This is a genomic window from Paenalcaligenes sp. Me52 (assembly GCF_050487965.1).
GTDB lineage: Bacteria > Pseudomonadota > Gammaproteobacteria > Burkholderiales > Burkholderiaceae_B > Paenalcaligenes.
The window spans coordinates 603136-628285 of record NZ_JBKQFO010000002.1 but is presented as its reverse complement, the minus strand read 5'-3'; the positions used below and the strand labels follow the sequence as shown (position 1 = coordinate 628285).

Here is a 25150-nt window from a genome sequence, read left to right as displayed (position 1 = left end):
CCTCTGGAGAATTAAATGAAAAAACGTGTACTACCTATTGCTGTTTTTACTACCGTACTACTTTCTGGCTGTGGCTCTACTGATGGCAATAGCACGTTGATGGAAGCATTTAATAGCTTTACCAATATTCTGGACAGGTCATTGCCATTTGTAGAGGAGTCTCAGGCCTGGGAACAGTACGCCATTGACAAGACTACCCAAGGTGTTACTTACGGGACGGCAAGTACAGCAGACTCTCAGTTTGTATCTAGAAAAATGGATGCTGAGTTTGGTGATGCGGTTGATCGTTTGGAAAGACCTTTTGCTGTGAATGAAAGCATACAGAAAGAGTTGGATGAAGCAGGAAGAGACTACCAATTCACTTATCACCAGATCATGCCAGTCAAAGATAAAAGATCATCTGCAACTATTGGCTATTGCGTGAATTTTGATGCGATTAGATTCGAGAATGGCAAACTCACACCTGTAGATACTAAAGGAAACCTGCAAAAATATTTTATTTATGTAGCAAAAGATAAACCAGTATCTGTCACTACAGCGGGTGATGACTTTATCAAAACAATGTGTGGGGTAAGTTTTTACAATAAATATAAAAATCCTAATGCCTAATTAAGTTTTTTCGCTAGTTGGTGTTTAGAGACACCAACTAGCATTTTATTTTTATTACGCTCTACGTGATTTCTAAGATATCTACCCAGCTTTTGGTAATAGGACTAATTTTATTTTTTATTACCTTAGGCTTGAATATATACAGCAGTGCTATCGCGGATGCTCAGCATAGCGAGGTAGTGTTTTCTATGAATTGGTGGGCCCGTTGGTTTCCCTTGTATGGGACAGGGGGCGGTTTGATGTTGGTAGGTGCTGTATTGCGATGTACAGGTAAAGGACGCTAGTTAGCGTTCCCCTAACGTCAGCCCTTCCTGAGTAATAAGTAGGTCTTCAAGGGACTCTGCTGATTTTTCTAAGAAATCGATACTCATTACGCCCATTCCTACTTCAAACACTTCCCCGTTTCCATTAATTAAAATGGCTTGACCACCGCTGTCATCGCCAATCATGAAATAACCAGCTAAGTATTCGGCGACTTCATAGTCAGTATTTCTGGTGGGAAGAGCTTCTATTGGGTGCAGCGTTAGGCACCCCTCTGAGCTTAAGCCATTGCTTAGCAATAGCAGATCTACATAAGCTTGTGGGAAAGTAATTGTAGATTGCGACTGGGCTAGCTGTATTTGTCCAACTGATGCGGGAGGGTTTACAGAGTAGTGCTTACGTAAATACGCTTCATTTAGCATGTAAATGGTCTACGGCAGTAAAAGTTGGCGTGCTCATTAGTTATGCCACCCACATGAAACACGACAATGCTTGTGTAGGAATTACTTCCCAATACAGAAGCTAGAAAAAATTTCGCCCAACAAGTCGTCGCTGGTGAACTCACCGGTAATTGAGCTTAGCGATTCATGCGCTAAACGCAGTTCTTCAGCAAATAAATCTAGTACTTGATCACTGTGCGAGGCGTGTTGTGCGGCAATGCTGAGGTGTTCATTACTGCTTTCCAGTGCGCGTAGGTGGCGTTCACGAGCCAACCACGGGGATTCACCGCCCCCGGTCCACCCTGCTATATCTAGCAACGCGCTACGTAGGTTATCTAAGCCCTGCCCTTGCTTGGCCGAGATATGTAAAGTGCGGGCTTGTGGATTGTGTTCTGGCAACGCTGCAGAGGCAGTGTCGTCTAACAGATCGCACTTGTTGTAGACGTTCAAGATAGGTACGTCAGTAGGCAAGCGTGCGGTGATGGCATCATCGAGCTGATCGTTGGGTTGTCTGGCATCGTGTAGATGCAAGATCACGTTAGCTTTGGCGATTTCAGCCCAGCTACGCTCAATACCAATGCTCTCTACGGTATCTTCGGTTTCACGTAGACCCGCCGTATCCACAATATGAATAGGCACACCGTCCAAGTGAATCAGTTGTGTGACACGATCACGGGTAGTACCAGCAATATCGGTCACGATAGCAATGTCGTCGCCTGCCAGTGCATTCAGCAAGCTGGATTTACCTACGTTGGGTTGCCCTGCTAACACGACGTGTAAGCCATCTCGTAACACCATACCTTGTTTGGCTTGGCGCATTAGGTCATGCAGCGTTTGCTGTATGCCTTGCAACTGAGCTGCCGCCTGGTATTTTTCTAAGAAATCTATTTCTTCTTCGGGGAAGTCTAGGGTAGCTTCTACCAACATACGTAGATGCACTAGTTTATCGGCCAGCTCGTTTACATGCTGTGAGAACGCCCCCGACAACGATGCCATCGCACTTTTTGCTGCGGCACTTGATGAGGCATTGATGAGGTCGGCTACGGCTTCGGCTTGCGCTAAGTCCATACGGTCATTTAAGAATGCTCGTTGTGTGAACTCGCCAGGTTCCGCTAAGCGTAAACCGTATTCTTTACCTACTTCTAAGCAACGTTCTAGTACGCGACGTAATACCGCTGGGCCGCCGTGGCCTTGTAGCTCTAGTACATCTTCGCCGGTGTATGAGTTAGGAGCCGCGAAGAACAGTGCAATGCCCTCGTCTATGCTTTGCCCTTCGGCGTCGTTGAAGGGGATGTAATGCGCATGACGGGGTTTAAGTTCGGTATTTAACAGCGCTTGGGTAAAGGCACGCAGTTGTGGGCCGGATACGCGAATAACACCGATGCCGCCTCGGCCAGGAGCTGTGGCGATAGCAACAATAGGGGAATGGGAGGTATAGGACATAAGTGGCACACAAAAACGGCTGAAAACATCGTTATTGTAAGCCACCCGCCCCCATCACTGTATGCGTGATGGGGGCTAGGATGAGGTTATTGTTGTGCGCCAGCCTGTACCAGCATGTTGGCAGAGATATCAGCAATACTACGTGTGCTGGTGAGGGTCATCGCGACGCGCATTTCTTTTTCAATCAATTGCAGCAGGTTGCGTACCCCAGCTTCACCGGCGGTAGACAGAGCGTATAAGAATGCACGGCCAATCATCACAGCATCAGCACCCAGTGCCATCATGCGTACTACATCTAGCCCAGTACGAATACCAGAGTCAGCAAGAATTTTTAGGTCGCCTTTGACGGCATCGGCAATAGCCGGCAATGCACGGGCGGATGACAATACGCCATCCAACTGACGACCACCGTGGTTAGACACCACAATACCGTCGGCACCAAAGCGTACCGCATCGCGAGCATCATCAGGATCCAGAATGCCTTTGATGATCATGGGGCCTTTCCAGAAATCACGAATCCACTCTAGGTCTTTCCAGGAAATGGAAGGATCAAAGTTATTGCCTAACCAACCTATGTAATCTTCTAGGCCAATCTTCTTACCTAAGTAGGCGGACACGTTACCCAAATCGTGGGGCTTACCGTTTAGGCCCACATCCCACGACCATTGAGGGTGAGTAACGGCTTGCCAGTAACGACGCATGGCGGCATTAGGGCCACTCATACCTGAGTGTGCATCGCGGTAACGCGCACCGGGTACTGGCATATCTACCGTGAATACCAAGGTGCTGCAGCCAGCGGCTTGAGCACGCTCTAAAGCGTTTTTCATGAAACCACGATCGCGCAGCACATACAGCTGAAACCACATAGGGCGGTTAATCGCTGGGGTGACTTCTTCTATAGGGCAAACAGATACTGTAGACAGGGTAAAGGGAATACCGTGCGCATCGGCGGCGCGGGCGGCTTGTACCTCACCACGTCGTGCAAACATACCCGTTAACCCTACGGGGGCGAGTACCACCGGCATGGACAGGGATTCACCAAATAACTCTGTACTCAAATCTAGATTAGACATGTCTTTGAGTACCCGCTGACGCAGGGCAACATCCGACAAGTCCTCTACGTTACGACGCAATGTGTGTTCCGCATATGCACCACCATCGGCATAGTGGAACAAAAAAGGAGGGAGCCGTTTTTTAGCGGCTTCTCTGTAGTCGGTAGCAGCAGAAATAATCATAGTAGCGGGTCCGGAAGAGAGAAACGGGTTAAGCGCTGGCGACGAGCCAGGTTGTCGTCGTTTTCGCGTATGGTGTCTTGTACATAGTGCAAGTGCTGACTAATGGCGTGTTTAGCTTGTTCTGGATCACCAGCCAAAATGGCATTCATGAGGCTTTCATGCTGGTGTGTCAGGTTTTTCAGCACATTAGGCTGCGAGCTTTGGAACATAGTATTGCGGCTTTGGCTAACCACAGAGAGCAGCACATCAAAAAGCCCTCGCATGAACTGTATTAGCACAATGTTGTGGGAGGCCTCGGCAATAGACATGTGAAAGCGAGCATCGGCGCGTGAGGATTGCTCAGCATCACCTTGTTGCTGGTAATTCACCATGCTGTCAAAACAGCGTTGTATGTTGTCTTTGTCTTGATCGGTAGCGCGTAAGGCGGCATACCACGCAGTACTGCTTTCTAGTGCGTAGCGGGCTTCCAGCATGTCGTAGTTATAGGCTGGGTCAGCCACGACTAATTGCGCCAAGGGTAATAAGTTTTTTTCTGGCCAATCTTGTATGGGTGACAGCACAAAAGTACCGCCGCCTGGACGGGTGGCTAATAGACCTTGGCTGGCCAGTGTACGGATGGCTTCACGAATGGGCGGGCGGGACACATTTAACTGTGCCGCCAATACGCGTTCAGCGGGCAAACGCTCGCCTGGCTTTAACTGTTGATCCAGTATCAGTTGTTGTATTTGTTGTGCTATCTGGTCAGACAGGCGTAAAGGAGTGGACATCTTGTGGGCCCAGAATAGTAGAGATGCGGCTCATTTTTTAATTTTGGTATTACCAGATTATAACGTTTGTAGGGATTTTTGTATCCCTACAAGGGTAAATACGGGTTTCGTGTAAAGTGGTATTACCAATATGATTCAGGATGTTTATTTTTTAGCTAGGTAAGTGAGTGGTCGTAGAGTGGGGTGGATGTAGTCAAAGAAAAACCCACCATTACGTGCTTGCCGATTATTCAGAAGAGTATTAACTATGAGTTCTTTCTACATGCTACTGGCGTTGGCTCCAATTGCTGTAGTGTTCTTGTTGATGGTTGTACTAGAACGCTCTGCAAAATTCTCCATGGGAGTTGCATACGTCGTCACAGCGTTGTTGGCATTGTTTGTGTGGAATGCCCAGGGTGCTGTGATTGCTGCTGCTACTGTGCATGGTTTGATTACGGCCATTACCTTGCTTTTCATTGTGTTCGGGGCAATTTTGCTGCTGAATACACTGAAAGAAAGTGGTGCCTTACAAGCTATACGCCAAGGTTTTACTGACGTTTCCCCTGATCGCCGCATTCAAGTCATTATTGTGGCGTGGTTGTTTGGCTCGCTGATTGAGGGCTCTTCAGGTTTCGGTACACCATCAGCGGTAGGAGCTCCGTTGCTTTTGGCTCTGGGTTTCCCTGCCATGGCTGCTGTGATGTCGGTACTGATTATTCAGTCTACGCCGGTATCTTTCGGCGCTGTGGGTACACCAATGTTGGTTGGCGTGCGCTCTGGTATTGATAACAAAGCAGATGTGGCCGCACTGATCGCTCCAAGCACTCCGTTGGAGTACCTGCAGCAGATCGTGGATAACGTGGCGTTGGTTCATGCCCTCACTGGCTTTGTGATCCCTCTGATTCTGTGTGGTTTGCTGACACGCTTCTTTGGCGCTAAACAATCCTTCCGTGAAGGTTTGGGTGCATGGAAGTTTGCGTTGTTTGCTGGTTTGGCCTTTACCGTACCGTACTACTTCATCGCCACCATCTTGGGGCCTGAGTTCCCATCAATGTTGGGTGCGCTGATTGGTTTGGCCATTGTGGTGCCTGCTGCGAAAAAAGGTTTCTTGATTCCTAAAACCACCTTTGATTTCCCTCCTCGTGATTCATGGGAAGATAAATGGTTGGGTACGTTGCGTACGGTAGATAATGATCCTAACGCCAAGAAATTCTCTGTATTGCGTGCATTCTCGCCATACGTATTGGTAGTAGCTTTCTTGGTTATCACACGTACGATTCCAGCGGTAAAAGCTGCACTGACGGGGCCTGAGGCAACCATTAAGTTTGCGAACTTGTTTGGTACAAGTATTTCTAGCTCTGCCCAATTCTTGTTCTCACCAGGCTTTATCCTGATCGTCGTGTCCTTGCTGTGTATCGTCATTTTCAAAATGAACATGCAGCAGTTTGGTCGTGGTATTAAAAACTCTGGTATTACCATGCTGGACGCAGCCCCTGCTCTGCTGTTGGCTGTGCCTATGGTGCAAGTGTTCATTAACTCTGCAGCGGCAGATGGCTCACTAAACAGCATGCCATTGGTATTGGCTCAGGGTGCGGCTGGTTTAGCGGGTCACAGTTGGCCTAACGTAGCCCCATGGGTAGGTAGTTTGGGGGCGTTTATTGCCGGTTCTAACACCGTTAGTAACATGATGTTCTCGTACTTCCAGTTCTCCACAGCACAGCATATTGGTCTGGGTATTGATCAATCTGCGATCGTAGTTGCCTTGCAAGCGGTTGGTGGTGCAGCCGGTAACATGATTTGTGTACATAACGTGGTGGCGGCTGGTGCGGTAGTAGGGATGATGAACCGTGAAGGTGAAATCGTTCGTAAAACCTTGATCCCGATGGCCTACTATTGTATTCAGGCTGGTCTGATTGGCCAGGCACTGATTACTGGCAGCATGGGCTGGTGGATTGCCGCCTTGGTGTGGTTGGTAGCGTTCTTCGGAATTCTGTCCAACAGCAAAGGCAAAGCTTTAAAAGTAGCAAACGCGTAACCTGCCTTGCCCATCTAGCCATCCATATGGCGACATTAAGCCCCACGTGCAATACGTGGGGCTTAATGCTTTTTGGATACTGCTCTGTTAGTTGGCAGCAGCATAAAACTTATCCACAGCCATAAAAAAACCGGAACAGCGCTTAGGCTGCTCCGGTTTTTTAGTGCCTAGCTATTAGGCTTTTGCTAAGGCTTTACGCACACCCTCTGCATAGGCAGGGTCCGCTTGGTGGAAGTGCTCTAACTGTCTGTCGATGATGAACTGAGGTACACCGGCCATAGCCGCGGCAACGTTATCAAACAGTTGTTGCTGTTGGGATGGGTTCATCAAACGGAACAAGTCACCAGGTTGTGAGTAGTAATCACTGTCTACACGGTGGCTCCAGTGGTCAGCAGCTTTACCATCCAAGGCCAGAGGAGGCTCTTGGTAAGTAGACTCTTTCCATGTACCCGCACTGTTAGGTTCGTAGTTAGGCTTGTTACCTTGATTATCGTCTACACGCATAGCGCCATCACGGTGGTAGCTATTGTGGAACGGGCATTTAGGCGCATTCACTGGAATCTGGTTGTGGTTGATCCCCAAGCGGTAGCGTTGGGTATCACCGTAGGCAAACAAACGGCCTTGCAGCATACGGTCTGGTGAGTAACCAATACCTGGAACCACGTTGCCGGGGGTAAAGGCCGCTTGCTCGACTTGGGCAAAGTAGTTGTCAGGGTTACGGTTCAGCTCCAACACACCTACATCGATCAGTGGGAAGTCGCCATGTGGCCATACTTTGGTCAGATCAAAGGGGTTAAGGTGGTAGTTCAGAGCTTGTTCTTCAGTCATTACCTGAATACGCAGTGCCCAGCGAGGGAAGTCGCCCGCATCAATGTGCTCGTACAGGTCACGAATAGCACTTTCACGGTCTTCACCTACCACTTTGCTTGCTTCGGCATTGGTGTAGTTCTCAATACCTTGCATGGATTTGAAGTGGAACTTCACCCAGTGGCGTTTGCCTTCAGCGTTGATCAGGCTGTAAGTATGTGAACCAAAACCGTGGATTTGACGGAAGTTTTTAGGCAGCCCACGGTCACTCATCAAAATGGTGACTTGGTGCAGAGATTCGGGGTTTAGTGACCAGAAATCCCATGCGTTAGTCATGTTACGCAGGTGAGTCTGTGGATCACGTTTTTGGGTGTGGATAAAGTCAGGGAACTTCAGCGGGTCACGAATAAAGAACACGGGAGTGTTGTTCCCCACCATGTCCCAGTTACCTTCTTCAGTGTAAAACTTCAGCGAGAAACCACGCACATCACGTTCAGCATCGGCAGCACCTGCTTCGCCTGCTACTGTAGAAAAGCGGCCCATTACTGGGGTTTGTTGCCCTTTTTTGAAGACATTGGCACAGGAGTACTGGCTAATGTCGTGTGTGGCGGTGAAAGTACCAAAAGCGCCAGCGCCTTTGGCGTGTACTACACGTTCAGGAATACGTTCACGATTGAAGTGTGCCAGCTTTTCCAACAACCAAGTGTCCTGCATCAAGACCGGTCCACGCGGGCCTGCCGTCATGGAATCATTGTTATGGCTGACGGGGGCGCCAGCGGCAGTGGTCATGAGGTCTTTCTTCATTGAAGCTCTCCTATTCGGGTGTATGTACAGGGGATCTGTATTGCACTCTATATGTGATCTATTCTAGGAGAGTTTGTTTCTTAGTTGAAATTGAATATATTGAAGAAGTCGATAGCTTTACTTAATCACTACTGCGTATTCGCTTTTACTGGGGCAGAAACACAATCCTGATTTCGTCCGCGGATTTTTGCGGTATAGAGAGCTTTATCAGCGGCTTTATACAGATCCTCGAAAGAGCATAGCTGACTGCACGACACCAAACCAGAGGAAAAGGTGTAATAAATTATGCTCTGCGCGGTGCTGAATGGGTGCTTTTGTAGATCAATGCGCAGTGTTTCTAAGAGGTCTTGTCCACAGCTGGTGGGTGCGCCTGGCAGAATCATAAGGAACTCTTCCCCACCGCTGCGCCCTATTACGCCGCCAGCAGCTCGAATTAGCTGATCGGCTTGGGTTGCAAAGTGGTGCAAGACAGCATCACCCACGGCATGACCAAAGTTATCGTTTACTGATTTGAAGTGATCTAAGTCGATAATGGCCAAGGTGAGGGGGAGATTCTGCTCAGAGCAGTAGTCATAGAGCTGATGAAAACGCTGAATGATAGCCCCGCGATTTGGTAACCGGGTGAGGTCATCCGTTTTTGCGGCAAGCAGCGCTTCGTCGTGGGCTTTCTGTAGGGCAAACTCTTTATGTTTAATGGCTGTGAAGTCGATGATTTGCACCATCGTCCACTGGTTTGAAAAGGTGACTTCAGTACCCCACATCCAGCGGCCATCCAGCATAACGATCTCAAACGTGCGTAGGGGAATAGTGCGACGTTTGGCTTGTATGGTGTTCACCCATTGCGAGAGTGGCGACGTAATACGTGGGCCTACTTTATGGTGAAAGCAGTGGCTAATGATGCTATGAAAGGTTTGGGGGCCGGGTTGTACCGCATAGAGTGCCAAGAAAGACGGACTGGCAAAATGCAGTTGATCTTCGGCATTGAAAATGGCTACAGCGGTGTTACTGGCGAGTACCCATTGCCCTAATTCTTGTTGTTCTGCCATGTGAGCAGTTGTAGATGGGGCGGGTGGCGAGAGAAAGGAAGATGAATCAACCATACGTTCCAGTTGCGAAAAATTTTCGAGGGCGCGATGCAACTGACGCCGTATTAAGAGAAACCAGCTTAATGTGTAGGCACTAAAAAGGGGCCGACATAACGTCTGCCCCTTTAGGATAAATCAACGTAGCTTAGCGTTTAGCTGCAGCTGTTTCTTTGTCCAGTTTGTGCATGATGTAGCGCTGCTGAGCGATGGACAAGGTGTTGTTCACGCACCAGTACAGCACCAGACCTGCTGGGAAGAAGAACATCATCCCCCCGAATACCAATGGCATGATCATCATGATACGAGCCTGCATTGGATCTGGAGGTGTTGGGTTCAGTTTGATCTGCAGGAACATGGTAGCCATCATCACTGCTGGCAAGATGAACCATGGGTCACGTGCAGCCAAGTCTTGTACCCATAGGATCCACGGAGCACCGCGCATTTCCACGCTGCCCAGCAGTACCCAGTACAGAGCAATAAACACAGGAATCTGTACCAACATCGGCAAACAACCACCCAATGGGTTGATCTTCTCGGTACGGTACATTTCCATCATGGCAGCATTCAGCTTGGCTTTGTCGTCACCGTATTTGGCGCGCAGAGCTTGCAAGCGTGGTGTTACCAGCTTCATTTTTGCCATGGAGCGGTAGCTGGCTGCTGACAATGGGTAGAACACCAGTTTGATCAGTACAGTCAGTGCCACAATAGACCAACCCCAGTTACCTAAGAAGCTGTGCAACAGCGCCAACAGGTAGTACAGAGGTTTAGCCAAGATAGTCAGCCAACCGTAGTCGACAACCAGATCCAGGCCTTCAGCCAAGGAACCCATAGCAGCTTGGTCTTGAGGACCAACCCACAGGTCAGCAATTACGCTTTGGCTCGCGCCGGGGGCAATGCTACCTACAGCTTCGATAGTGCGGATAGCGTACAGGTTATCGCTTACACGCAGCACTTGGTTAGTACGTACGCTGTCTGCTGGCGGAACCCATGCTGTCGCAAAGTAGTGCTGTACGAAACCAATCCAGCCGTTGTTGGCTTGGGTAGCGTAGCTAGCTTTGTTTTTATCGATGTCTGAGAAAGAGATTTTCTGGAACTTGTCTTCGCTGGAGTAAACCACTGGGCCAGTGAAGGTGTTGTACAGACGAGAGGAATCAGGTGGGTTGTTACCATCACGAGTCAACTGCAGATACACAGAAGGCTGGATCGTAACGTCGCCCACGTTGTACACGTCGTGTCGTACCTGAATGGCGTAGCTGTCACTACCCAAGGTAAAGGTTTTCACCACACGCACACCGTCGGAAACTGCCTCAAACACCAACGTACGCACATTGGCGCTATCTACGGTGTTAGATACCAGACCATAAGGGGTCAGGTGAGTAGGGTAGCTTTGGCCAGCTGGCGCACCCACAATACCGCTTTGTACCATGTACACAGAGTCGGCCGAGTTATCCAGCAGCACCATAGGCTGATCAGGAGCGTCGGGAGAGCCGTACTTCAGCAGTTCAGCTTTGACCAACTGGGCACCAGTAGGATCAAAACTCAACTTATATACATTGGTCTCAACCTGTACAAGTTCGGTGCTTGGTGTAACCGCAGGGCTGACAGGCAATTCAGCAGGCGTGCTGGCTGTCGCTGGTGCGGCTGATGGGATGCTAGCGTCGGACGAGCCGTTTGCTGTAGGTGCACCATCAGTGGTGGCCTGTGCAGTGGTTTCGCTTGCAGAGGTACTGGAAAACAACGAAGGTTTGCCATTGTACTCTTGCCAGTTATTCCATAGCAGCAGGAGCGAGAAGGAGAAGATCATCCAAAGGAGGGTACGACGAATATCCATAGCGCCTGTTTCACAATATGAAGCTGAGCAAACTTAGCAGTTTAACGCAGCTTGATGCTGGACTGATAATTTATGTAGATGTTACAGGGTTAGTGATTACATCCACGGTGATTATCATGGGAAGTCTGCCCGGAATCTGGCTTTTCAGCGGTAACTGATAAGCGATTTTTAGCCGGGGGAACGGGATCATAGCCACTACTGCCCCAAGGATGGCAACGGGCAATACGGCGAATGCCCAACCAGAGTCCTTTGAGGGCTCCATGTGTTTGGATGGCTTCAATGGCGTAGGCGGAGCAACTGGGACTGTAACGACAACAGCGGCCTAACCAGGGGCTGATCACATACTGGTAAAAACGTATGGGTGCGATCAGCAAGGCTTTGATCATTGTTGTACCCGTTTGAGGTGTTCTTCCGCCTCGTTTCGCACCAGTTCTTTTAATTGGCGTAGCGAAATATCAGGTACTTTGCTGTGCAATCTGAATACATAGTCGCGAGCAGGAAGCTGATGACGCTGTTTCCTGAAGGTATCGCGCAAGATGCGTTTGATCTGATTACGAGTGACAGCGAGTGGAGCCACGCGCTTGGGGATAATTAATCCCAAACGGGCTTGCTCCTGTGGAAAACTCTCCGCAGATGAGCGTGGAGTATTTACAACGAACAAAGCCCCTCTGGCGATACGCCGGCCTTTGAGGGCCTGCACATATTCGGAGGGGCGTTTTAGACGAGCTGTGGCTGGAAAGGTGGCGTCCATGAGAGTTCAGGCACTAGCACTGTGCCAGCCATGTCCCGCTAATTTTATACGGCCAGACGTTTACGGCCTTTACCACGGCGTGCGTTCAGAACGGCACGACCAGTGCGAGTTTTCATACGGATACGAAAGCCGTGAGTGCGTTTACGGCGTGTAACGGAAGGTTGATAAGTGCGCTTCATGGGGATTTATCCACAAATAAAGGTGCCGCCAGAAAACGCCTAAAAAGGGCCTACCTCCGGCAACCATGCCGGCCTCTGGCAACAAAGAATTCTTGAAAAGCTCACCATTTCAGCAAACTTTTAGCTTTTAGTCAATTGTTTAGGCCATCAATTACAATGTAATTTCTACTGTCTGTGGATAACTGGGTGCCACACAGGGTAGAATCGAGGTTTACACAAGTGAGAAATATGAACGAATTTTGGCAGTCTTGCGTTCAGACGCTTGAACAGGAGCTCCCGCCGCAGCAAATTAGTGCTTGGATACGCCCTTTGGTTCCTTTGGAATACGATGAAGGGCAGGCAATCTTGCGCCTGTCAGCGCCGAACCGTTTTAAATTGGATTGGGTGCGCAAGAACTTTGCGCACCGCATACAGGACTTGGCCAGCGAATGGTTCGGCCGTCCTGTAGAGCTTGCGTTAGAGCTGGCTGCTAATGCGCCTGCAGCACAACCAGCTGTGCCGCGTCGCATGCCGTCAGCGGCATCGGGTGCGGCTGCACCGTCTGCGATGGGCGGCGTTGAACCGGCGGCTGAAGCTGCTATTGTGAATCCCGCTGCCGTTGTGGCTGATGCGGTACACGAACGTTCGCGTTTGAATCCTGAGCTGACTTTCGATAATTTCGTGACGGGTAAAGCCAACCAGTTAGCACGTGCTGCTGCGTTGCAGGTCGCGGAAAACCCCGGTGTGTCCTATAACCCGTTGTTTTTGTACGGTGGTGTGGGCCTGGGTAAGACTCACTTGATTCACGCTATTGGTAACGCCCTGTTGGCAAACGGCACAGGTATGCGTGTACGTTATGTGCATGCTGACCAATATGTGTCTGATGTGGTGAAAGCGTATCAGCGCAAAGCCTTTGATGAGTTCAAACGCTACTACCACTCGCTGGATTTATTGTTAATTGACGATATTCAGTTTTTTGCTGGCAAGAACCGTACACAAGAAGAATTCTTCTACGCGTTTGAAGCCATGGTGGCGCAGCGCAAACAGATCATTATCACGTCGGATACCTATCCAAAAGAACTATCGAATATTGATAGCCGACTGATTTCTCGATTTGACTCCGGCTTGACGGTAGCGATTGAGCCACCTGAGCTAGAGATGCGGGTCGCTATTTTGCTGCGTAAAGCACAGACGGAAGGCATTGTGATGCCAGAGGAAGTCGCGTTCTTTATCGCCAAGCATTTGCGCAGTAACGTGCGTGAACTGGAAGGCGCGCTGCGTAAGGTATCTGCCTACGCCCGTTTCCATGGCCGCGATGTGCTGAGTGTAGAAGTCTGTAAAGATGCCTTGAAAGATTTACTCTCTGTTTCCAATGGGCAGATTACGGTAGAAAACATTCAGAAAACGGTAGCAGATTTCTATAAAATCAAAGTAGCGGACATGTACTCAAAACGACGTCCTGCTAATATTGCCCTGCCCCGCCAAATTGCTATGTATTTGGCCAAAGAACTCACTCAAAAAAGTCTGCCAGAAATTGGTGAGTTGTTTGGTGGGCGGGATCACACGACGGTGCTGCATGCGGTGCGTAAAATTACTGAGGCACGCAGCAAGCAGACAGAGTTGAATCACTCTTTACACGTACTTGAACAAACCCTGAAAGGATGACCATGCAACTTGTACAAGCCTCTCGTGACGCATTGCTCAAGCCATTATCGACAGTAGTAGGGATTGTCGAGCGTCGCCACACCTTGCCTATTCTTGCCAACATTCTTTTGCGCAAAGAAGGCTCTAGGGTTTCGTTTATTGCCTCCGATATGGAAGTGCAAATCACCACTCATGCTGACTTTGGTGTGGGTGACGAGCATGTGGCAACTACAGTTGCTGCACGTAAATTGCTGGATATTCTGCGTGCCCTGCCTGATGTGGGCGACGTAGTGCTGTCTCTGGTAGATGGCAAACTGATTGTGCAGTCTGGTCGCAGCCGTTTTGCGCTGCAAACTATGGATGCGAACGAGTTCCCTACTTTGGCTCAGCCAGAGCAGTGGGATGTATCGTTGGCACTGCCACAGAAAACACTGAAACACCTGTTCAATACCGCCCACTTCGCGATGGCGCAACAAGATATCCGTTACTACTTGAACGGTATGCTGTTTGTGTTTGAGCCGGGCTGGGTACGTACTGTGGCAACCGATAGCCACCGTCTGGTACACAACGGTACCGAGATCGAAGGTCTGGAAAGCCGCCAAGATGTCATTGTTCCACGTAAAACAGTGCTGGAAATGCAGCGCTTGTTGGGTGAGATTGATGATGCTGTGCAAATCCAAGTGGCAGGCGGCCAGATTCGCTTCAGCTTTGACCAAGTTGAGCTGATCTCCAAGTTGGTGGAAGGGAAATTCCCTGATTTCACCCGCGTGATTCCATCTACCTATACTCGCCACTTCACGGTTAACCGTGAAGCGCTGCAGGGTAGTTTGCAACGTGCGGCTATTTTGACCACCGACAAACTTCGTGGCGTACGCGTGAACTTGGCTAACCACCAGTTGCGTATTTCTGCTTCCAACGCGGAGCAAGAAGAAGCCAACGAAGAAATTGAAATTGACTACGAATTTGAACCGCTGGATGTAGGCTTTAACGTCAGCTACTTGCTGGATGTATTGGCTAACGTCAAAACCGAACAAGTACGCTGGTCGGTGCAGCCGGATTCCAATGCATCGGTGCTGATCACTCTGCCCGATGAGGATGCATTCAAATACGTTGTCATGCCAATGCGCATTTAAGCGTTGGCTTACTAAGGGTATAAACAATACATGTCAGATCAAAGCACTCCAAACACCGAGTACGGCGCCGATTCAATTCGCATGCTCAAAGGCCTGGAAGCGGTTCGTAAACGCCCAGGCATGTACATTGGCGATACCTCGGACGGTACCGGTTTGCACCACATGGTATTCGAGGTGGTGGATAACGCCATTGACGAAGCGCTGGCCGGGCATTGTGATGAAATTCTTGTCACTATCCACGCAGACAACAGTATTTCTGTCTGCGATAACGGACGTGGTATTCCTACGGACATTCACAAAGACGACGAAGAGCAGCGTAGTGCTGCTGAAATCGTCATGACAGAACTGCACGCCGGCGGTAAGTTTGACCAGAACTCCTACAAGGTTTCTGGCGGCTTGCACGGTGTGGGTGTGTCGTGTGTGAACGCGTTGTCCGAGTGGTTGGATCTGACAATTTGGCGTAATGGCCATGAACACTACCTGCGCTTTCAGCGTGGTGAGCGTGTAGAACCGTTGAAAGTGGTTGGCGATACCAACAAAACTGGTACGCAAGTGCGTTACTTGGCTGACCACGAAATTTTCAACAACGTAGAGTACACCTACGAGATTTTGGCAAAACGCCTGCGCGAATTGTCCTTCTTGAATAACGGCGTCAAAGTTAAGCTGATTGACGAGCGCCAGAACAAAGAAGAAGATTTCGCTTTCTTGGGCGGCGTCAAAGGTTTTGTGGAATACATCAACCGCGGTAAAAGCGTGTTGCACCCTAACGTGTTCTCGGTAGAAACAGAATCCGAGGCAGGTGGTGTGTTGGTGGGCGTGGAAATCGCCATGCAGTGGAATGACAGCTACGCTGAAAACGTGCTGTGTTTCACCAATAACATTCCTCAGCGTGATGGTGGTAGCCACTTAACTGGCTTGCGCGCTGCGATGACTCGCGTGCTGAACAAATACATCAGCGATAACGAACTGGCTAAACGTGCCAAGGTAGAAACCTCTGGCGACGATATGCGCGAAGGTTTAGCCTGCGTGTTGTCAGTGAAAGTGCCTGAGCCTAAGTTCAGCAGCCAGACTAAAGACAAACTGGTTTCTAGCGAAGTGCGTCCTGCCGTTGAAGACGCGGTAAGCCGTACCTTGGAAACCTGGTTGCAAGAAAACCCAACCGACGCACGTTCAGTCTGCAACAAGATTATTGAAGCAGCGCGTGCCCGTGAGGCCGCTCGTAAGGCTCGTGAAGTAACGCGTCGTAAGAGTGTGCTGGAAGGTGCTGGTTTGCCTGGCAAACTGGCTGACTGCCAAGAAAAAGATCCAGCGAAATCCGAACTGTACATTGTGGAGGGTGACTCCGCGGGTGGTTCGGCTAAGCAAGGTCGTGACCGCAAATTCCAAGCGATTTTGCCGCTGCGAGGCAAAATCCTGAACGTGGAAAAAGCACGTTTCGACAAGCTGATCAGCAGTGAGCAGGTCACGGTGTTGATTACCGCACTGGGTACTAGCATTGGCCCAGATTTCGATGTCAGCAAACTGCGTTACCACCGCATCATCATCATGACTGACGCGGACGTGGATGGTGCACACATTCGTACCCTGCTGCTGACGCTGATTTACCGTCAGATGCCTGAGTTGATCGAACGTGGTTACATCTACATTGCCCAACCACCGCTGTACAAAGTGAAAGTGGGCCGTGAAGAGCGCTATCTGAAAGATGAGGCGGAAGAAGCCCAGTTTATGCTGAGCATCGCCGTGAAAGATGCACAATTGCTGCCACGCGAAGGTGCTGAGCCTATTACTGGTAACGCATTGGAAAGCTTGGTGCGCCAGTACGTTTTGGCTGACCAAGTGATTGATAGATTGTCCCGCTTAATGGATAGCGAAGTACTGTCAGCAATTGCTGAGGGTAGTGTTATCAAACTGGATGATGAAGCCGCGGCACAGCAATCGGCTAAAGAGCTGGTAGAGCGTTTGCAAGACCCCGCTAACCCACACCTGTTTACCGTCAGCGTAGAGCAAGACGATGCAGGCCAGTGGCGCTTGCTGGCAAACCGCCTGCACCACGGAAACGTACGTGTGAGCGTGTTTGATAAAGCCTTCTTGCGTGGTTCCGACTACCTGACACTAAGCCGTGCTGGTCAAACCTTCTTGGGCCTGATTGGTGAAGGCGCGATGGTAATGCGTGGTGAAGGTGATCGCCGTAAAGAAGCGGTCATCGACGACTTCCGTGACGCGATGCACTGGCTGCGTTCCGAAGCGGAGCGCGGTGTGTCCAAACAGCGGTATAAAGGTCTGGGTGAGATGAACCCCGAGCAGTTGTGGGAAACCACCATGGACCCATCTGCCCGCCGTCTGCTGCAAGTACGTATCGAAGACGCTATCGCTGCGGATCAAGTATTCACTACCTTGATGGGTGATGAGGTTGAGCCACGTCGTGCATTTATCGAAACTCACGCCTTGCAGGCCGGCAACATTGACGTGTAATTGCTGTGGGTTTCCACATCAATGTGATCAATGAGGTTTGAAAAGAAGCGGACTACTTTTGAGTGGTCCGTTTTTTATGTGGAGGGTATTTTGCTGGTGCATGGTGCTTCCATGCTGGGCCATACTCTCCAAAGCAACTAGCCTTGTCTTTACACCAAATTTGTTGTAATTGCAGATTACATCATTTATGATGTTTTTAGTGCTTACACCTTATTTGATGTATTTGAAGAACACATCATTTATGCTGTATTTGTTCAGGTTAGCTGTGAGACATGATGATGAAATCGGTATTGTTATTAAAAGTGGAGCAGCTCTCACCGCTTATTCGTTCGTTACGAGAAGAAAAGGGGTGGAGCCAAGCGGAACTGGCTCGTATGCTGAACACTACTCAGCAAGCGGTTTCTCGTATGGAGAAGGATGCCTCAGGGCTTGCTTTTGCACGGGTGTATGAAGTGTTGTCCGTGCTTGATACACAATTAGCCGCTGAACCCAGACGGCCCTTCAAGGATTCTATTGAGGGCTGGTAATGCGTGTTCTTGATATTTGGATGAACGGCCTTTTGGTGGGGCAGTGGCATCAGCAAGGCAGAACAGCTTCTCGACTTGTGTATGCCCCATCGTGGGTGGAGCATCCACAAGGTAGGCCACTGTCACTTTCATTGCCAATGACTGGTACGGGGGATGGACTGCGTGGTGCGGTCGTCGACAATTATTTTGATAATCTTCTGCCGGATAACGAGGTAATACGTCGTCGTGTAGGTGCGCGATTCAAGGCTACATCCTTGGATGCTTTTACGTTGCTACAGAGTATTGGCCGTGATTCTGCCGGAGCTGTGCAGCTACTCCCTGAAGGTGCTGCGCCACAGGATGTGAAGTCCATCAATGGTAGAGCCTTAACGGAAGCGGAGGTTGCAGAGCACCTTAGAGGCGCTATTTTGTCTACAGGGGATAGCTCAAGTGACGACTTCCGTTTTTCGTTAGCGGGCGCACAAGAGAAAACGGCGCTGCTGTGGCATAAAGGCTCTTGGCATATACCTCAGGGAGCAACGCCAACCACGCATATTCTTAAGCTGCCGCTAGGCTTAGCAGGCAACACGCGTTATGACTTGCAGCACTCCATAGAGAATGAGTGGCTTTCAATGGAGCTGTTGAGGGCAATGGGGTTGCCCATTGCAAAAACGCAGATGGCTCAATTCGAGGACCAGCGCGTACTCATTGTGGAGCGATTTGACCGGCACGTTCATCCAGATGGTTGGATTGTTCGTATCCCACATGAGGATCTGCTGCAAGCGCAAGGATTGCCTTCACATCTCAAGTATGAGTCGGATGGTGGGCCAGGAGTGTCAGATATCATGGGGCTTCTGCGTGGTTCTGCTAACGTTACAGACGATAGGCAGACTTTCTTCAAGGCGCTACTGTATTTTTGGTTGCTTGCCGCCGTAGATGGCCATGCTAAGAATTTCAGCATAGCGATTGCGCCGGGTGGTACCTTTAAACTTGCTCCGCTCTATGATGTGCTGTCCGCTTGGCCTTGGGTGGGAAGCGGTGCCAATCATGTTCACCTTAGAAATGTCAAAATGGCGATGGCGTTGCGCACTAAAAATACACACTATCGTATGAACGACATTTATAGAAGGCATTGGCTGAGAGTGGGGGAACAGTATGTTGGTGTAGAGCCTACAATGGCTATTCTTGGTGAGTTACCCAGCATAGTAGAAAGTGCTATCACTGCTGTGCAAGAGCTCGTTCCAGAGGGGTTTCCAGTGCATATAGCAGATACAATCTTTGAGGGTGTTAGAAGTAATCTGGCTCGCCTTGCTTTGTAGTGCAAACTATTGCCATGTCGATCGACGTTTGTAGAGTCGCCAGTGGCCAAGTCTTTCATAAACACTGGTCTACTACTGTAAAAACCTATAGTTTCTTTGCCCTGTAGTGAGTTCATTTCGTTGTTAAGATGAACACAGCTAAAAACAGAAAATTAGTTAACAACGCTTTGTTTGGAAATAGAATGCGCCTAGACAAGTTCCTTGGTGAGAGCACCGACCTCAGCCGCTCTGATGCACGTAAGGTGCTTAAAAGCGAGGAAATCACGGTTAACGGTGAGGTGGTCACCAAAGGCACCTACGTTGTGCAAGAGGGCGACGTCGTTAAGTGGGAAGACGATGTGCTCGAATTGATTGGTTTGCGTTATCTGATGCTTAATAAACCTGCTGGTTACGAGTGCAGTCTTAAAAATAGCGCTTACCCTTCGGTAATGACGCTGTTAGACATAGAAAAGCGCGACCGTTTGCACACCGTAGGTAGGCTAGATGTAGATACCACAGGGTTGATTTTGATTACGGACGATGGCCAGTGGACGCACCGTATTATTTCCCCGCGCCACCAGTGCGATAAGGTCTATATAGCCACCTTGGCTGAGCCATTGCCCGATAATGCCGAAGCGCTCTTTCAAGCAGGTATTTTGCTGAATGGTGAAGACAAACCTACGCTTCCTGCCGTATTAGAGCGGATTGATGAGCGCACGGCACGACTCACTATTCAAGAAGGCAAATACCATCAGGTTAAACGTATGTTTGCCTCGTTGGGGAACTTGGTTCTGACCTTGCACCGTGAGCGTATTGGCTCGTTGGCGTTGGATGACACGTTGGAACTGGGCGAGTCTCGCTACTTAACTCCTGCCGAAGTGCAGCAGTTTGTGGAAGAAGGCTAACGTGGTTTTCCCACTCCTACACCACTATTTTCGTAGAGATTGGGTAAAATGACTTAGAGATCAACGGGGACTACGGCCCATAATGTTGACCGATTTTTTTATCTTTTGATGGCCCATTACTAGCATGAAAAAAGTTGTCCGCGCCAAGCTGCACGGTATCACCATTACCGGAGCGGATCTGAACTACCATGGTTCCATTACCTTGGATCCGGAAGTCTGCGAACAAGCAGGTATTTTTCCGATGGAGTTCGTGGAAATCTGGAATAAGCAAAGCGGTGCGCGGATTTCTACTTACGTGATTTACGGTGAGCCAGGCTCACGCTGCTGCATTTTGAATGGTGCTGCAGCACGTACGTGCCAGAAAGGCGATCAGGTCATTATTTGCGCATCCGAGTATGTGCAAACGGCTGAGCTGTATGATCTGCGCCCTACCGTGTTGACCTTCACGCCTGATAATCAGATTGATGAAGTCATGCATTACGAAGTGCGTAAAACGCCTGAGCGCGATTTTGATTTCCGCATCGTGCGTGACGACCGCCCTACTTCTGATCAGCGTACGTTGGTAGATGTAGACGTAGCTGCCCTGACGGCCGATCTTAAAGCACGTGGGTTAAGCGATCATGCGATTGCTGATGTGCTGTCCTGCCATTTGTCGCAGTTTGCGCGCTAAGGTGTTTTAGCGGTGTTTATACTGCGGTAGATAAATGTATTGCGGTATAGGTTGAATAAGCCCCTGTAGAGATGCAGGGGTTTGTTTTTTGTGGGCTGGTTGTTGTGGTGCTACGTTGATGGTTTGTGAGGCTGTGACGGCTCTATTCATCGCACGCGCTGGGGAACTGCAGGAATACTTTTTGTGATTTGAGACACCAAATCAAAAAAGTTTCCTCTCCGTCCCCCCGACAGTTCTGGCTGTTGATAGATTTACTGCCCTTTCTTATGTGTCGTTGGTCTATTTTTAATGAGCCAATTGAATAGCGTAACCCTCATGCAAAAGCAGGACATAGAACACAGGCGTGTCTACATTTATGCTTAAGACATAGTATCTATCCATGTACTACAGGCACCTTTAGTCGCTTCTGATCTCTGGCTGTGGATAAGGTTGCGCTTTTTATTGCGTGTCGTTGAGGTGGCGTGTTTCATTTCAGCTAGAGGAAAGCCTAAGACTACAGCCTACAGCCGTTAATAGAGGGGGCCTTATGAGACACACCATAGGATACATTCCTCATTACTGTGCTGAATGCAGTTAGACTTGTCATCCTTTTTAAGAATGGTGGCTTGTTAAAAGGGCAGTCAGAATGTGCCTTTCATTTGTCGCACAAGGACTCATTCTCCTCATCAGCAACCACTCTAAAAACCGTTGCAAGCCATGAAGGGAAGGCGGAGGGAAGTGTTTTTTTATTTGGTGTCTCAAATAAAAAAATACTTTCGCAGCCTAAGGCTACGGCAGTCCAGTGTTGGCGCGTAGTGATGATGGCTTGCGACCACTGATATTTTAAAAGCTTTAAAAACCACCTCCACAACCATAAAAATAAAAAAAGCCCGACGCAAGCATCGGGCTTTTCTACCGCTTTGGTGAAAAAACTTACACCAAACGTACCAACCAACCGTGTGGATCTGGAGCACGACCGTATTGCAGGTCGGTCAATGCTTGACGCAGTTCCATGGTGATTTTGCCTGCTGGGGCATCTGGGTTGCCGATTGCGAAACCATGGCCTTTCAGTTGACCAATAGGGGTCACTACAGCTGCTGTACCACATGCAAAGGCTTCTACGATATCGCCGGAAGCAACACCTTCACGCCATTCTTCAACAGTGATACGACGCTCTTCCACTTCGTGGCCGCGATCGCGTGCCAGTTGGATGATGCTGGCGCGGGTAATGCCTTCCAAGATGCTGCCGGACAGTGCTGGTGTCAGCAAGCTGCCGTCTTTGCGTACTAGGAACAGGTTCATACCGCCTAGCTCTTCCAAGTATTTGCCTTCTACGGAATCCAAGAACAAAACTTGTGAACAGCCGTTGTCGCTGGCTTCTTGTTGTGGCACCAAGGATGCAGCGTAGTTACCACCACATTTGGCTGCGCCGGTACCGCCACGGCCTGCGCGGTTCAGTTCGGTGGACAACCAGATGGATACAGGCGCTACGCCTTTGGCGAAGTAAGCACCGGCTGGGCTGGCAATCACGTAGTAAGCGGCGCGTTGTGCAGCGCGTACGCCTAAGAAGCTTTCGTTAGCAATGCTGAATGGACGCAGGTACAAGCTGGTTTCTGGTGCAGACGGTACCCAGTCAGCGTCGGTTTTAACCAGTTGTTTGATGGACTCTACGAACAAGTCTGTAGGCAACTGAGGCAAGGCCAAACGGCTAGCAGAACGCTGCAAACGTGCGGCGTTGGCGTCTGGGCGGAATGTCCAGATAGAACCGTCAGCGTGACGGTAGGCTTTTAGGCCTTCAAAAATTTCCTGACCGTAGTGCAGTACCGATGAAGCAGGATCCAGTTGCAGTGGGCCGTAAGGCTGAATGCGGGCATCGTGCCAACCTTGCTCGACGCTCCAATCAATGGCAGCCATGTGATCGGTGAAGTACTGACCAAAACCCGGTTTAGCCAGAATGGTGGCGCGCTCTTCCGCGGAACGTGGATGAGTAGAACGGTTGATACTAAAGGCCAGCGATGGCTGAGCGGATTCGGTATTCATGTCAAAGCTCTGCTAAGAGGAAATAAACAATCCTTTAGTGTATTCCAAACTGGGCCTAATGGTGACGGCCTTGCTGGTTCTCCACGATTTTTAGGCAGGATTATGTGGTTGGTGGTGAAAACGCAAGGTAAAACATGCGCCGTGGCCGTCTGAAACAGGGGAAGTCACTTCTAATTGCCACGATTGCATGTGGCAAACCCGTTTTGCAATGGCAAGCCCTAAGCCTGCTTGATGTTCCAGTTCGCTGCCGGTGTTAGACGCTACGGCAGTTTGTGGGTCAACGAGTTGGTCTGTACGTCTATGGCTGAAATAGCGCTCAAAGATTGACGAAAGTTCGTCTGCCGCGATACCTGGGCCATCATCCGTGAACTGTAGGCCGTTCTCTAGAGAAGTGACCGTTAATGTCGCAGGAGCAGCGTGAGCAATGGCGTTACGCAAAATATTGCGTATGACGGTCATTAAGGCATGCTGGTTCAGCGATGGGCGCTGTGCTGTGTCCACCTGATTTTTAATCACCAGCTTCGCGTTTTCAGCGTCTTGGTTTTGCCCTTCTATGGCGTCTTGTACGCAGTCATACAGAGATATCTCGGCACGGGTTTCGGTATCGCCCGCATGGCAAAGGCTGTAAGTGCTTTCTAGTGATTGCTTGATGTCTTGCACCGCATGCACAATGCGTTGCAGTCGTGGACGCTCAGATTCATTCACCATCTGATGGCGCAACATTAATTCTGCATCACTGCGAATAATGCTTAAGGGTGTACGAATCTCATGATGCAGGTTAGCGGTGAATTCACGCTGGTTGGCAATGGTGGCGTCTACCTGATCTTGCGCACGGTTAAAAATCTCCATTAACCGGGCTTCTTCGTCGGTATGGGGAATAGCACTTTTATAGTCACTGGGTAACCAGCGTGTCAGCCGTTCCGTCATGGTGTTAATAGGGGTGACTAACCAACGGGCGATAGCTTTACTGAAGAATAGAGCTAGCAAGGTGCAAAACAGCACAATCCCTGCCAAGGCCAATGCAAAATGGCGTGATTGTTCTACCAAGACTACAGAGTCATACAACACATAAAGACGGCCATCCATCACATCGGCCACTTGCACGTGCCAACCCGTGTTGCCCTTATCTATATAGTGCAGGCCTAAAGGTAGCTCACGTAGTTCTTCTGGCATGCTGGGGGCGAGTAAGGTGTCGGTTTCACCCCAGGCATACATGGACGGCCCCATGTCGCGCTCGAACGGCTGTTGCCAGTGGTCGCCAAAGCGGGATACCCGCACCGCAATGCGCTTAGACTCGGTTTGCACCAAGGTATCCAGCATGTTTTCTTCTAGCGTGGTGTAGATCGCATAGGTCACTACCGCTGATAGGCTGACCGCCAGAAAAATTAACAGAGTGAGAACTAAGGTGATGCGTCCAGACAGCGAGCGACGTAGCTTCATGGTGTATCCAACGTGAGTCGCCAACCTATGCCATGCACGGTTTCAATACCTTCGTACTGATGCTGCTGCAGGGTTTTGCGCAATAAGTGCAATTGACTACGTAGCGCTTCCGAGGAAGGGGGTTCCCCTTGCCACAAGTACTCTTCCAGTTTTTGCCTAGGTACGATGCGGCCAGAATAGCGCATTAGCATTTCTAAAATCATTAGGCATTTGCGCGGCAGTTTAATGGTTTCGCCATTAATGCTGAGGCTTTTGTCGGCGACCACGTAACACAGCGGGCCGTATTGCAGCGAGAAAGCGGTATCGCACAGCTGTCGTGAGCGACGTATGAGCGCTTGGGCGCGCACGACAACTTCTTCTAGTGCAAAGGGCTTGGTGAGGTAGTCGTCTGCACCGCAGGCGAAGCCTTGCAGTTTGTCTTCCAGTGTCGCCCTAGCTGTGAGTAAGAGTACGGGCGTAGATAGACTGAGTTTGCGGCGCATTTTTTGCAGCATGCTCAAACCATCCATACCGGGCAAACCTATATCCAGTAGCACCAGATCGTAGTTGCCTTGCTCTAGGCGATGCAATGCCGACGGCGCGTCTCTAGAGATGTCGGCAGTAAAGCCTTCGGCCTCTAGTGTTAGCAGAATGTTCTCGGCAATGACTGTTTCGTCTTCGACGATCAGGACGGTGTAGGGGATAGGGTTTTGTTTCTCAGTCATGAGGATGATCTTCAAGCGGCACTCTGAAGACGCTTCAGGCAGGCGCAGATATTTAGGGTAGCAGAGTCAGCGTGAAATTATCATCGAATTATAAATAAGATTGATTATTGTTTGTTTTATTGTGCGTTGGGGTTTTATTGACGAAAACTTCACG

At 49.7% G+C, this 25150-nt stretch carries 22 protein-coding genes; 9 read left to right on the top strand and 13 right to left on the bottom strand.

Translation table 11 applies throughout. The features are described 5' to 3' along the window. Positions 1-15: 15 nt before the first annotated feature. Entirely contained in the window at positions 16-609 is a 594-nt protein-coding gene (locus ACLO87_RS14220) for a hypothetical protein (protein ID WP_135862347.1), read from the top strand. Positions 610-893: 284 nt separating this feature from the next. Here the strand turns inward: ACLO87_RS14220 and ACLO87_RS14215 are convergent, their stop codons facing one another. The 4 genes from ACLO87_RS14215 to lldR all read right to left on the bottom strand — a co-directional run bounded on the left by ACLO87_RS14215 (position 894) and on the right by lldR (position 4755). Then, a complete protein-coding gene (locus ACLO87_RS14215; protein ID WP_430224055.1) occupies positions 894-1292 on the bottom strand; it encodes an SMI1/KNR4 family protein in 399 nt (132 codons plus the stop codon). An 81-nt stretch (positions 1293-1373) separates the two neighbouring features. Continuing rightward, entirely contained in the window at positions 1374-2753 is a 1380-nt protein-coding gene (mnmE, locus tag ACLO87_RS14210) for a tRNA uridine-5-carboxymethylaminomethyl(34) synthesis GTPase MnmE (protein ID WP_430224054.1), read from the bottom strand. An 86-nt stretch (positions 2754-2839) separates the two neighbouring features. Further along, the gene (gene lldD, locus ACLO87_RS14205; RefSeq protein ID WP_430221955.1) at positions 2840-3988 is read right to left on the bottom strand and encodes an FMN-dependent L-lactate dehydrogenase LldD; all 1149 of its coding nucleotides are present in this window, start codon (positions 3986-3988) and stop codon (positions 2840-2842) included. Further along, positions 3985-4755, bottom strand: coding sequence for a transcriptional regulator LldR (gene lldR / locus ACLO87_RS14200; protein WP_135862354.1), 771 nt, complete (start codon positions 4753-4755; stop codon positions 3985-3987). Before lldR ends, lldD begins: the two co-directional genes overlap by 4 nt. A 247-nt stretch (positions 4756-5002) precedes the next feature. Here lldR and ACLO87_RS14195 point away from each other — a divergent pair, with 247 nt between their 5' ends. Beyond that, a complete protein-coding gene (locus ACLO87_RS14195) occupies positions 5003-6769 on the top strand; it encodes an L-lactate permease (RefSeq protein ID WP_430224053.1) in 1767 nt (588 codons plus the stop codon). Positions 6770-6943: 174 nt separating this feature from the next. Here the strand turns inward: ACLO87_RS14195 and ACLO87_RS14190 are convergent, their stop codons facing one another. The 6 genes from ACLO87_RS14190 to rpmH form a co-directional block, all read right to left on the bottom strand. Then, complete coding sequence (locus tag ACLO87_RS14190; RefSeq protein ID WP_430224052.1) at positions 6944-8380, bottom strand: catalase; 1437 nt, start codon at positions 8378-8380, stop codon at positions 6944-6946. A gap of 128 nt (positions 8381-8508) precedes the next feature. Further along, positions 8509-9426, bottom strand: coding sequence for a GGDEF domain-containing protein (locus ACLO87_RS14185; RefSeq protein ID WP_430224051.1), 918 nt, complete (start codon positions 9424-9426; stop codon positions 8509-8511). Between the two features lie 184 nt (positions 9427-9610). Next, positions 9611-11296, bottom strand: a complete 1686-nt coding sequence (yidC, locus tag ACLO87_RS14180) for a membrane protein insertase YidC (protein WP_430224050.1) — start codon at positions 11294-11296, stop codon at positions 9611-9613. 89 nt (positions 11297-11385) lie between these two features. Continuing rightward, on the bottom strand, positions 11386-11682 hold the full coding sequence (yidD, locus tag ACLO87_RS14175) for a membrane protein insertion efficiency factor YidD (RefSeq protein ID WP_135862365.1): 297 nt from the start codon (positions 11680-11682) through the stop codon (positions 11386-11388). Then, entirely contained in the window at positions 11679-12047 is a 369-nt protein-coding gene (rnpA, locus tag ACLO87_RS14170; protein ID WP_135862366.1) for a ribonuclease P protein component, read from the bottom strand. The genes yidD and rnpA overlap by 4 nt, the downstream gene beginning before the upstream one ends. 44 nt (positions 12048-12091) lie before the next feature. After that, on the bottom strand, positions 12092-12226 hold the full coding sequence (gene rpmH / locus ACLO87_RS14165; protein WP_135862368.1) for a 50S ribosomal protein L34: 135 nt from the start codon (positions 12224-12226) through the stop codon (positions 12092-12094). Positions 12227-12454: 228 nt separating this feature from the next. Between rpmH and dnaA the strand changes: the two genes are divergently transcribed. The 7 genes from dnaA to panD all read left to right on the top strand — a co-directional run bounded on the left by dnaA (position 12455) and on the right by panD (position 20833). Continuing rightward, positions 12455-13870: a chromosomal replication initiator protein DnaA gene (dnaA, locus tag ACLO87_RS14160; RefSeq protein WP_135862370.1), complete on the top strand. Its 1416-nt coding sequence runs from the start codon at positions 12455-12457 to the stop codon at positions 13868-13870. Positions 13871-13872: 2 nt separating this feature from the next. Beyond that, complete coding sequence (dnaN, locus tag ACLO87_RS14155; RefSeq protein ID WP_168246808.1) at positions 13873-14982, top strand: DNA polymerase III subunit beta; 1110 nt, start codon at positions 13873-13875, stop codon at positions 14980-14982. A 30-nt stretch (positions 14983-15012) separates the two neighbouring features. Next, positions 15013-17454, top strand: coding sequence for a DNA topoisomerase (ATP-hydrolyzing) subunit B (gene gyrB, locus ACLO87_RS14150; protein WP_135862374.1), 2442 nt, complete (start codon positions 15013-15015; stop codon positions 17452-17454). 272 nt (positions 17455-17726) lie between these two features. Beyond that, entirely contained in the window at positions 17727-17981 is a 255-nt protein-coding gene (locus ACLO87_RS14145; RefSeq protein ID WP_135862376.1) for a helix-turn-helix domain-containing protein, read from the top strand. Then, positions 17981-19279 carry a type II toxin-antitoxin system HipA family toxin gene (locus tag ACLO87_RS14140; RefSeq protein WP_430224049.1) on the top strand — a complete coding sequence of 433 codons (1299 nt, stop codon included), beginning with the start codon at positions 17981-17983 and terminating at the stop codon, positions 19277-19279. Before ACLO87_RS14145 ends, ACLO87_RS14140 begins: the two co-directional genes overlap by 1 nt. Before the next feature lie 182 nt (positions 19280-19461). Further along, entirely contained in the window at positions 19462-20163 is a 702-nt protein-coding gene (locus tag ACLO87_RS14135) for a pseudouridine synthase (protein WP_430224048.1), read from the top strand. 124 nt (positions 20164-20287) lie between these two features. Next, the gene (gene panD / locus ACLO87_RS14130; RefSeq protein ID WP_430221942.1) at positions 20288-20833 is read left to right on the top strand and encodes an aspartate 1-decarboxylase; all 546 of its coding nucleotides are present in this window, start codon (positions 20288-20290) and stop codon (positions 20831-20833) included. A 912-nt stretch (positions 20834-21745) separates the two neighbouring features. Here panD and ACLO87_RS14125 read toward each other — a convergent pair. The 3 genes from ACLO87_RS14125 to ACLO87_RS14115 form a co-directional block, all read right to left on the bottom strand. Then, positions 21746-22852, bottom strand: a complete 1107-nt coding sequence (locus tag ACLO87_RS14125) for a branched-chain amino acid aminotransferase (RefSeq protein WP_135862385.1) — start codon at positions 22850-22852, stop codon at positions 21746-21748. A gap of 90 nt (positions 22853-22942) precedes the next feature. Further along, a complete protein-coding gene (locus ACLO87_RS14120) occupies positions 22943-24292 on the bottom strand; it encodes a sensor histidine kinase (protein ID WP_430224047.1) in 1350 nt (449 codons plus the stop codon). Then, on the bottom strand, positions 24289-24996 hold the full coding sequence (locus tag ACLO87_RS14115) for a response regulator transcription factor (protein ID WP_135862388.1): 708 nt from the start codon (positions 24994-24996) through the stop codon (positions 24289-24291). Before ACLO87_RS14115 ends, ACLO87_RS14120 begins: the two co-directional genes overlap by 4 nt. Positions 24997-25150: the final 154 nt, after the last annotated feature.

Bases quoted from the DNA above. Each gene is read 5' to 3' on its own strand.
- ACLO87_RS14220 (WP_135862347.1), top strand. From the start codon at position 16: ATGAAAAAACGTGTACTACCTATTGCTGTTTTTACTACCGTACTACTT.
- ACLO87_RS14215 (WP_430224055.1), bottom strand. From the start codon at position 1,292: ATGCTAAATGAAGCGTATTTACGTAAGCACTACTCTGTAAACCCTCCC.
- mnmE (WP_430224054.1), bottom strand. From the start codon at position 2,753: ATGTCCTATACCTCCCATTCCCCTATTGTTGCTATCGCCACAGCTCCT.
- lldD (WP_430221955.1), bottom strand. From the start codon at position 3,988: ATGATTATTTCTGCTGCTACCGACTACAGAGAAGCCGCTAAAAAACGG.
- lldR (WP_135862354.1), bottom strand. From the start codon at position 4,755: ATGTCCACTCCTTTACGCCTGTCTGACCAGATAGCACAACAAATACAA.
- ACLO87_RS14195 (WP_430224053.1), top strand. From the start codon at position 5,003: ATGAGTTCTTTCTACATGCTACTGGCGTTGGCTCCAATTGCTGTAGTG.
- ACLO87_RS14190 (WP_430224052.1), bottom strand. From the start codon at position 8,380: ATGAAGAAAGACCTCATGACCACTGCCGCTGGCGCCCCCGTCAGCCAT.
- ACLO87_RS14185 (WP_430224051.1), bottom strand. From the start codon at position 9,426: ATGGCAGAACAACAAGAATTAGGGCAATGGGTACTCGCCAGTAACACC.
- yidC (WP_430224050.1), bottom strand. From the start codon at position 11,296: ATGGATATTCGTCGTACCCTCCTTTGGATGATCTTCTCCTTCTCGCTC.
- yidD (WP_135862365.1), bottom strand. From the start codon at position 11,682: ATGATCAAAGCCTTGCTGATCGCACCCATACGTTTTTACCAGTATGTG.
- rnpA (WP_135862366.1), bottom strand. From the start codon at position 12,047: ATGGACGCCACCTTTCCAGCCACAGCTCGTCTAAAACGCCCCTCCGAA.
- rpmH (WP_135862368.1), bottom strand. From the start codon at position 12,226: ATGAAGCGCACTTATCAACCTTCCGTTACACGCCGTAAACGCACTCAC.
- dnaA (WP_135862370.1), top strand. From the start codon at position 12,455: ATGAACGAATTTTGGCAGTCTTGCGTTCAGACGCTTGAACAGGAGCTC.
- dnaN (WP_168246808.1), top strand. From the start codon at position 13,873: ATGCAACTTGTACAAGCCTCTCGTGACGCATTGCTCAAGCCATTATCG.
- gyrB (WP_135862374.1), top strand. From the start codon at position 15,013: ATGTCAGATCAAAGCACTCCAAACACCGAGTACGGCGCCGATTCAATT.
- ACLO87_RS14145 (WP_135862376.1), top strand. From the start codon at position 17,727: ATGATGATGAAATCGGTATTGTTATTAAAAGTGGAGCAGCTCTCACCG.
- ACLO87_RS14140 (WP_430224049.1), top strand. From the start codon at position 17,981: ATGCGTGTTCTTGATATTTGGATGAACGGCCTTTTGGTGGGGCAGTGG.
- ACLO87_RS14135 (WP_430224048.1), top strand. From the start codon at position 19,462: ATGCGCCTAGACAAGTTCCTTGGTGAGAGCACCGACCTCAGCCGCTCT.
- panD (WP_430221942.1), top strand. From the start codon at position 20,288: ATGAAAAAAGTTGTCCGCGCCAAGCTGCACGGTATCACCATTACCGGA.
- ACLO87_RS14125 (WP_135862385.1), bottom strand. From the start codon at position 22,852: ATGAATACCGAATCCGCTCAGCCATCGCTGGCCTTTAGTATCAACCGT.
- ACLO87_RS14120 (WP_430224047.1), bottom strand. From the start codon at position 24,292: ATGAAGCTACGTCGCTCGCTGTCTGGACGCATCACCTTAGTTCTCACT.
- ACLO87_RS14115 (WP_135862388.1), bottom strand. From the start codon at position 24,996: ATGACTGAGAAACAAAACCCTATCCCCTACACCGTCCTGATCGTCGAA.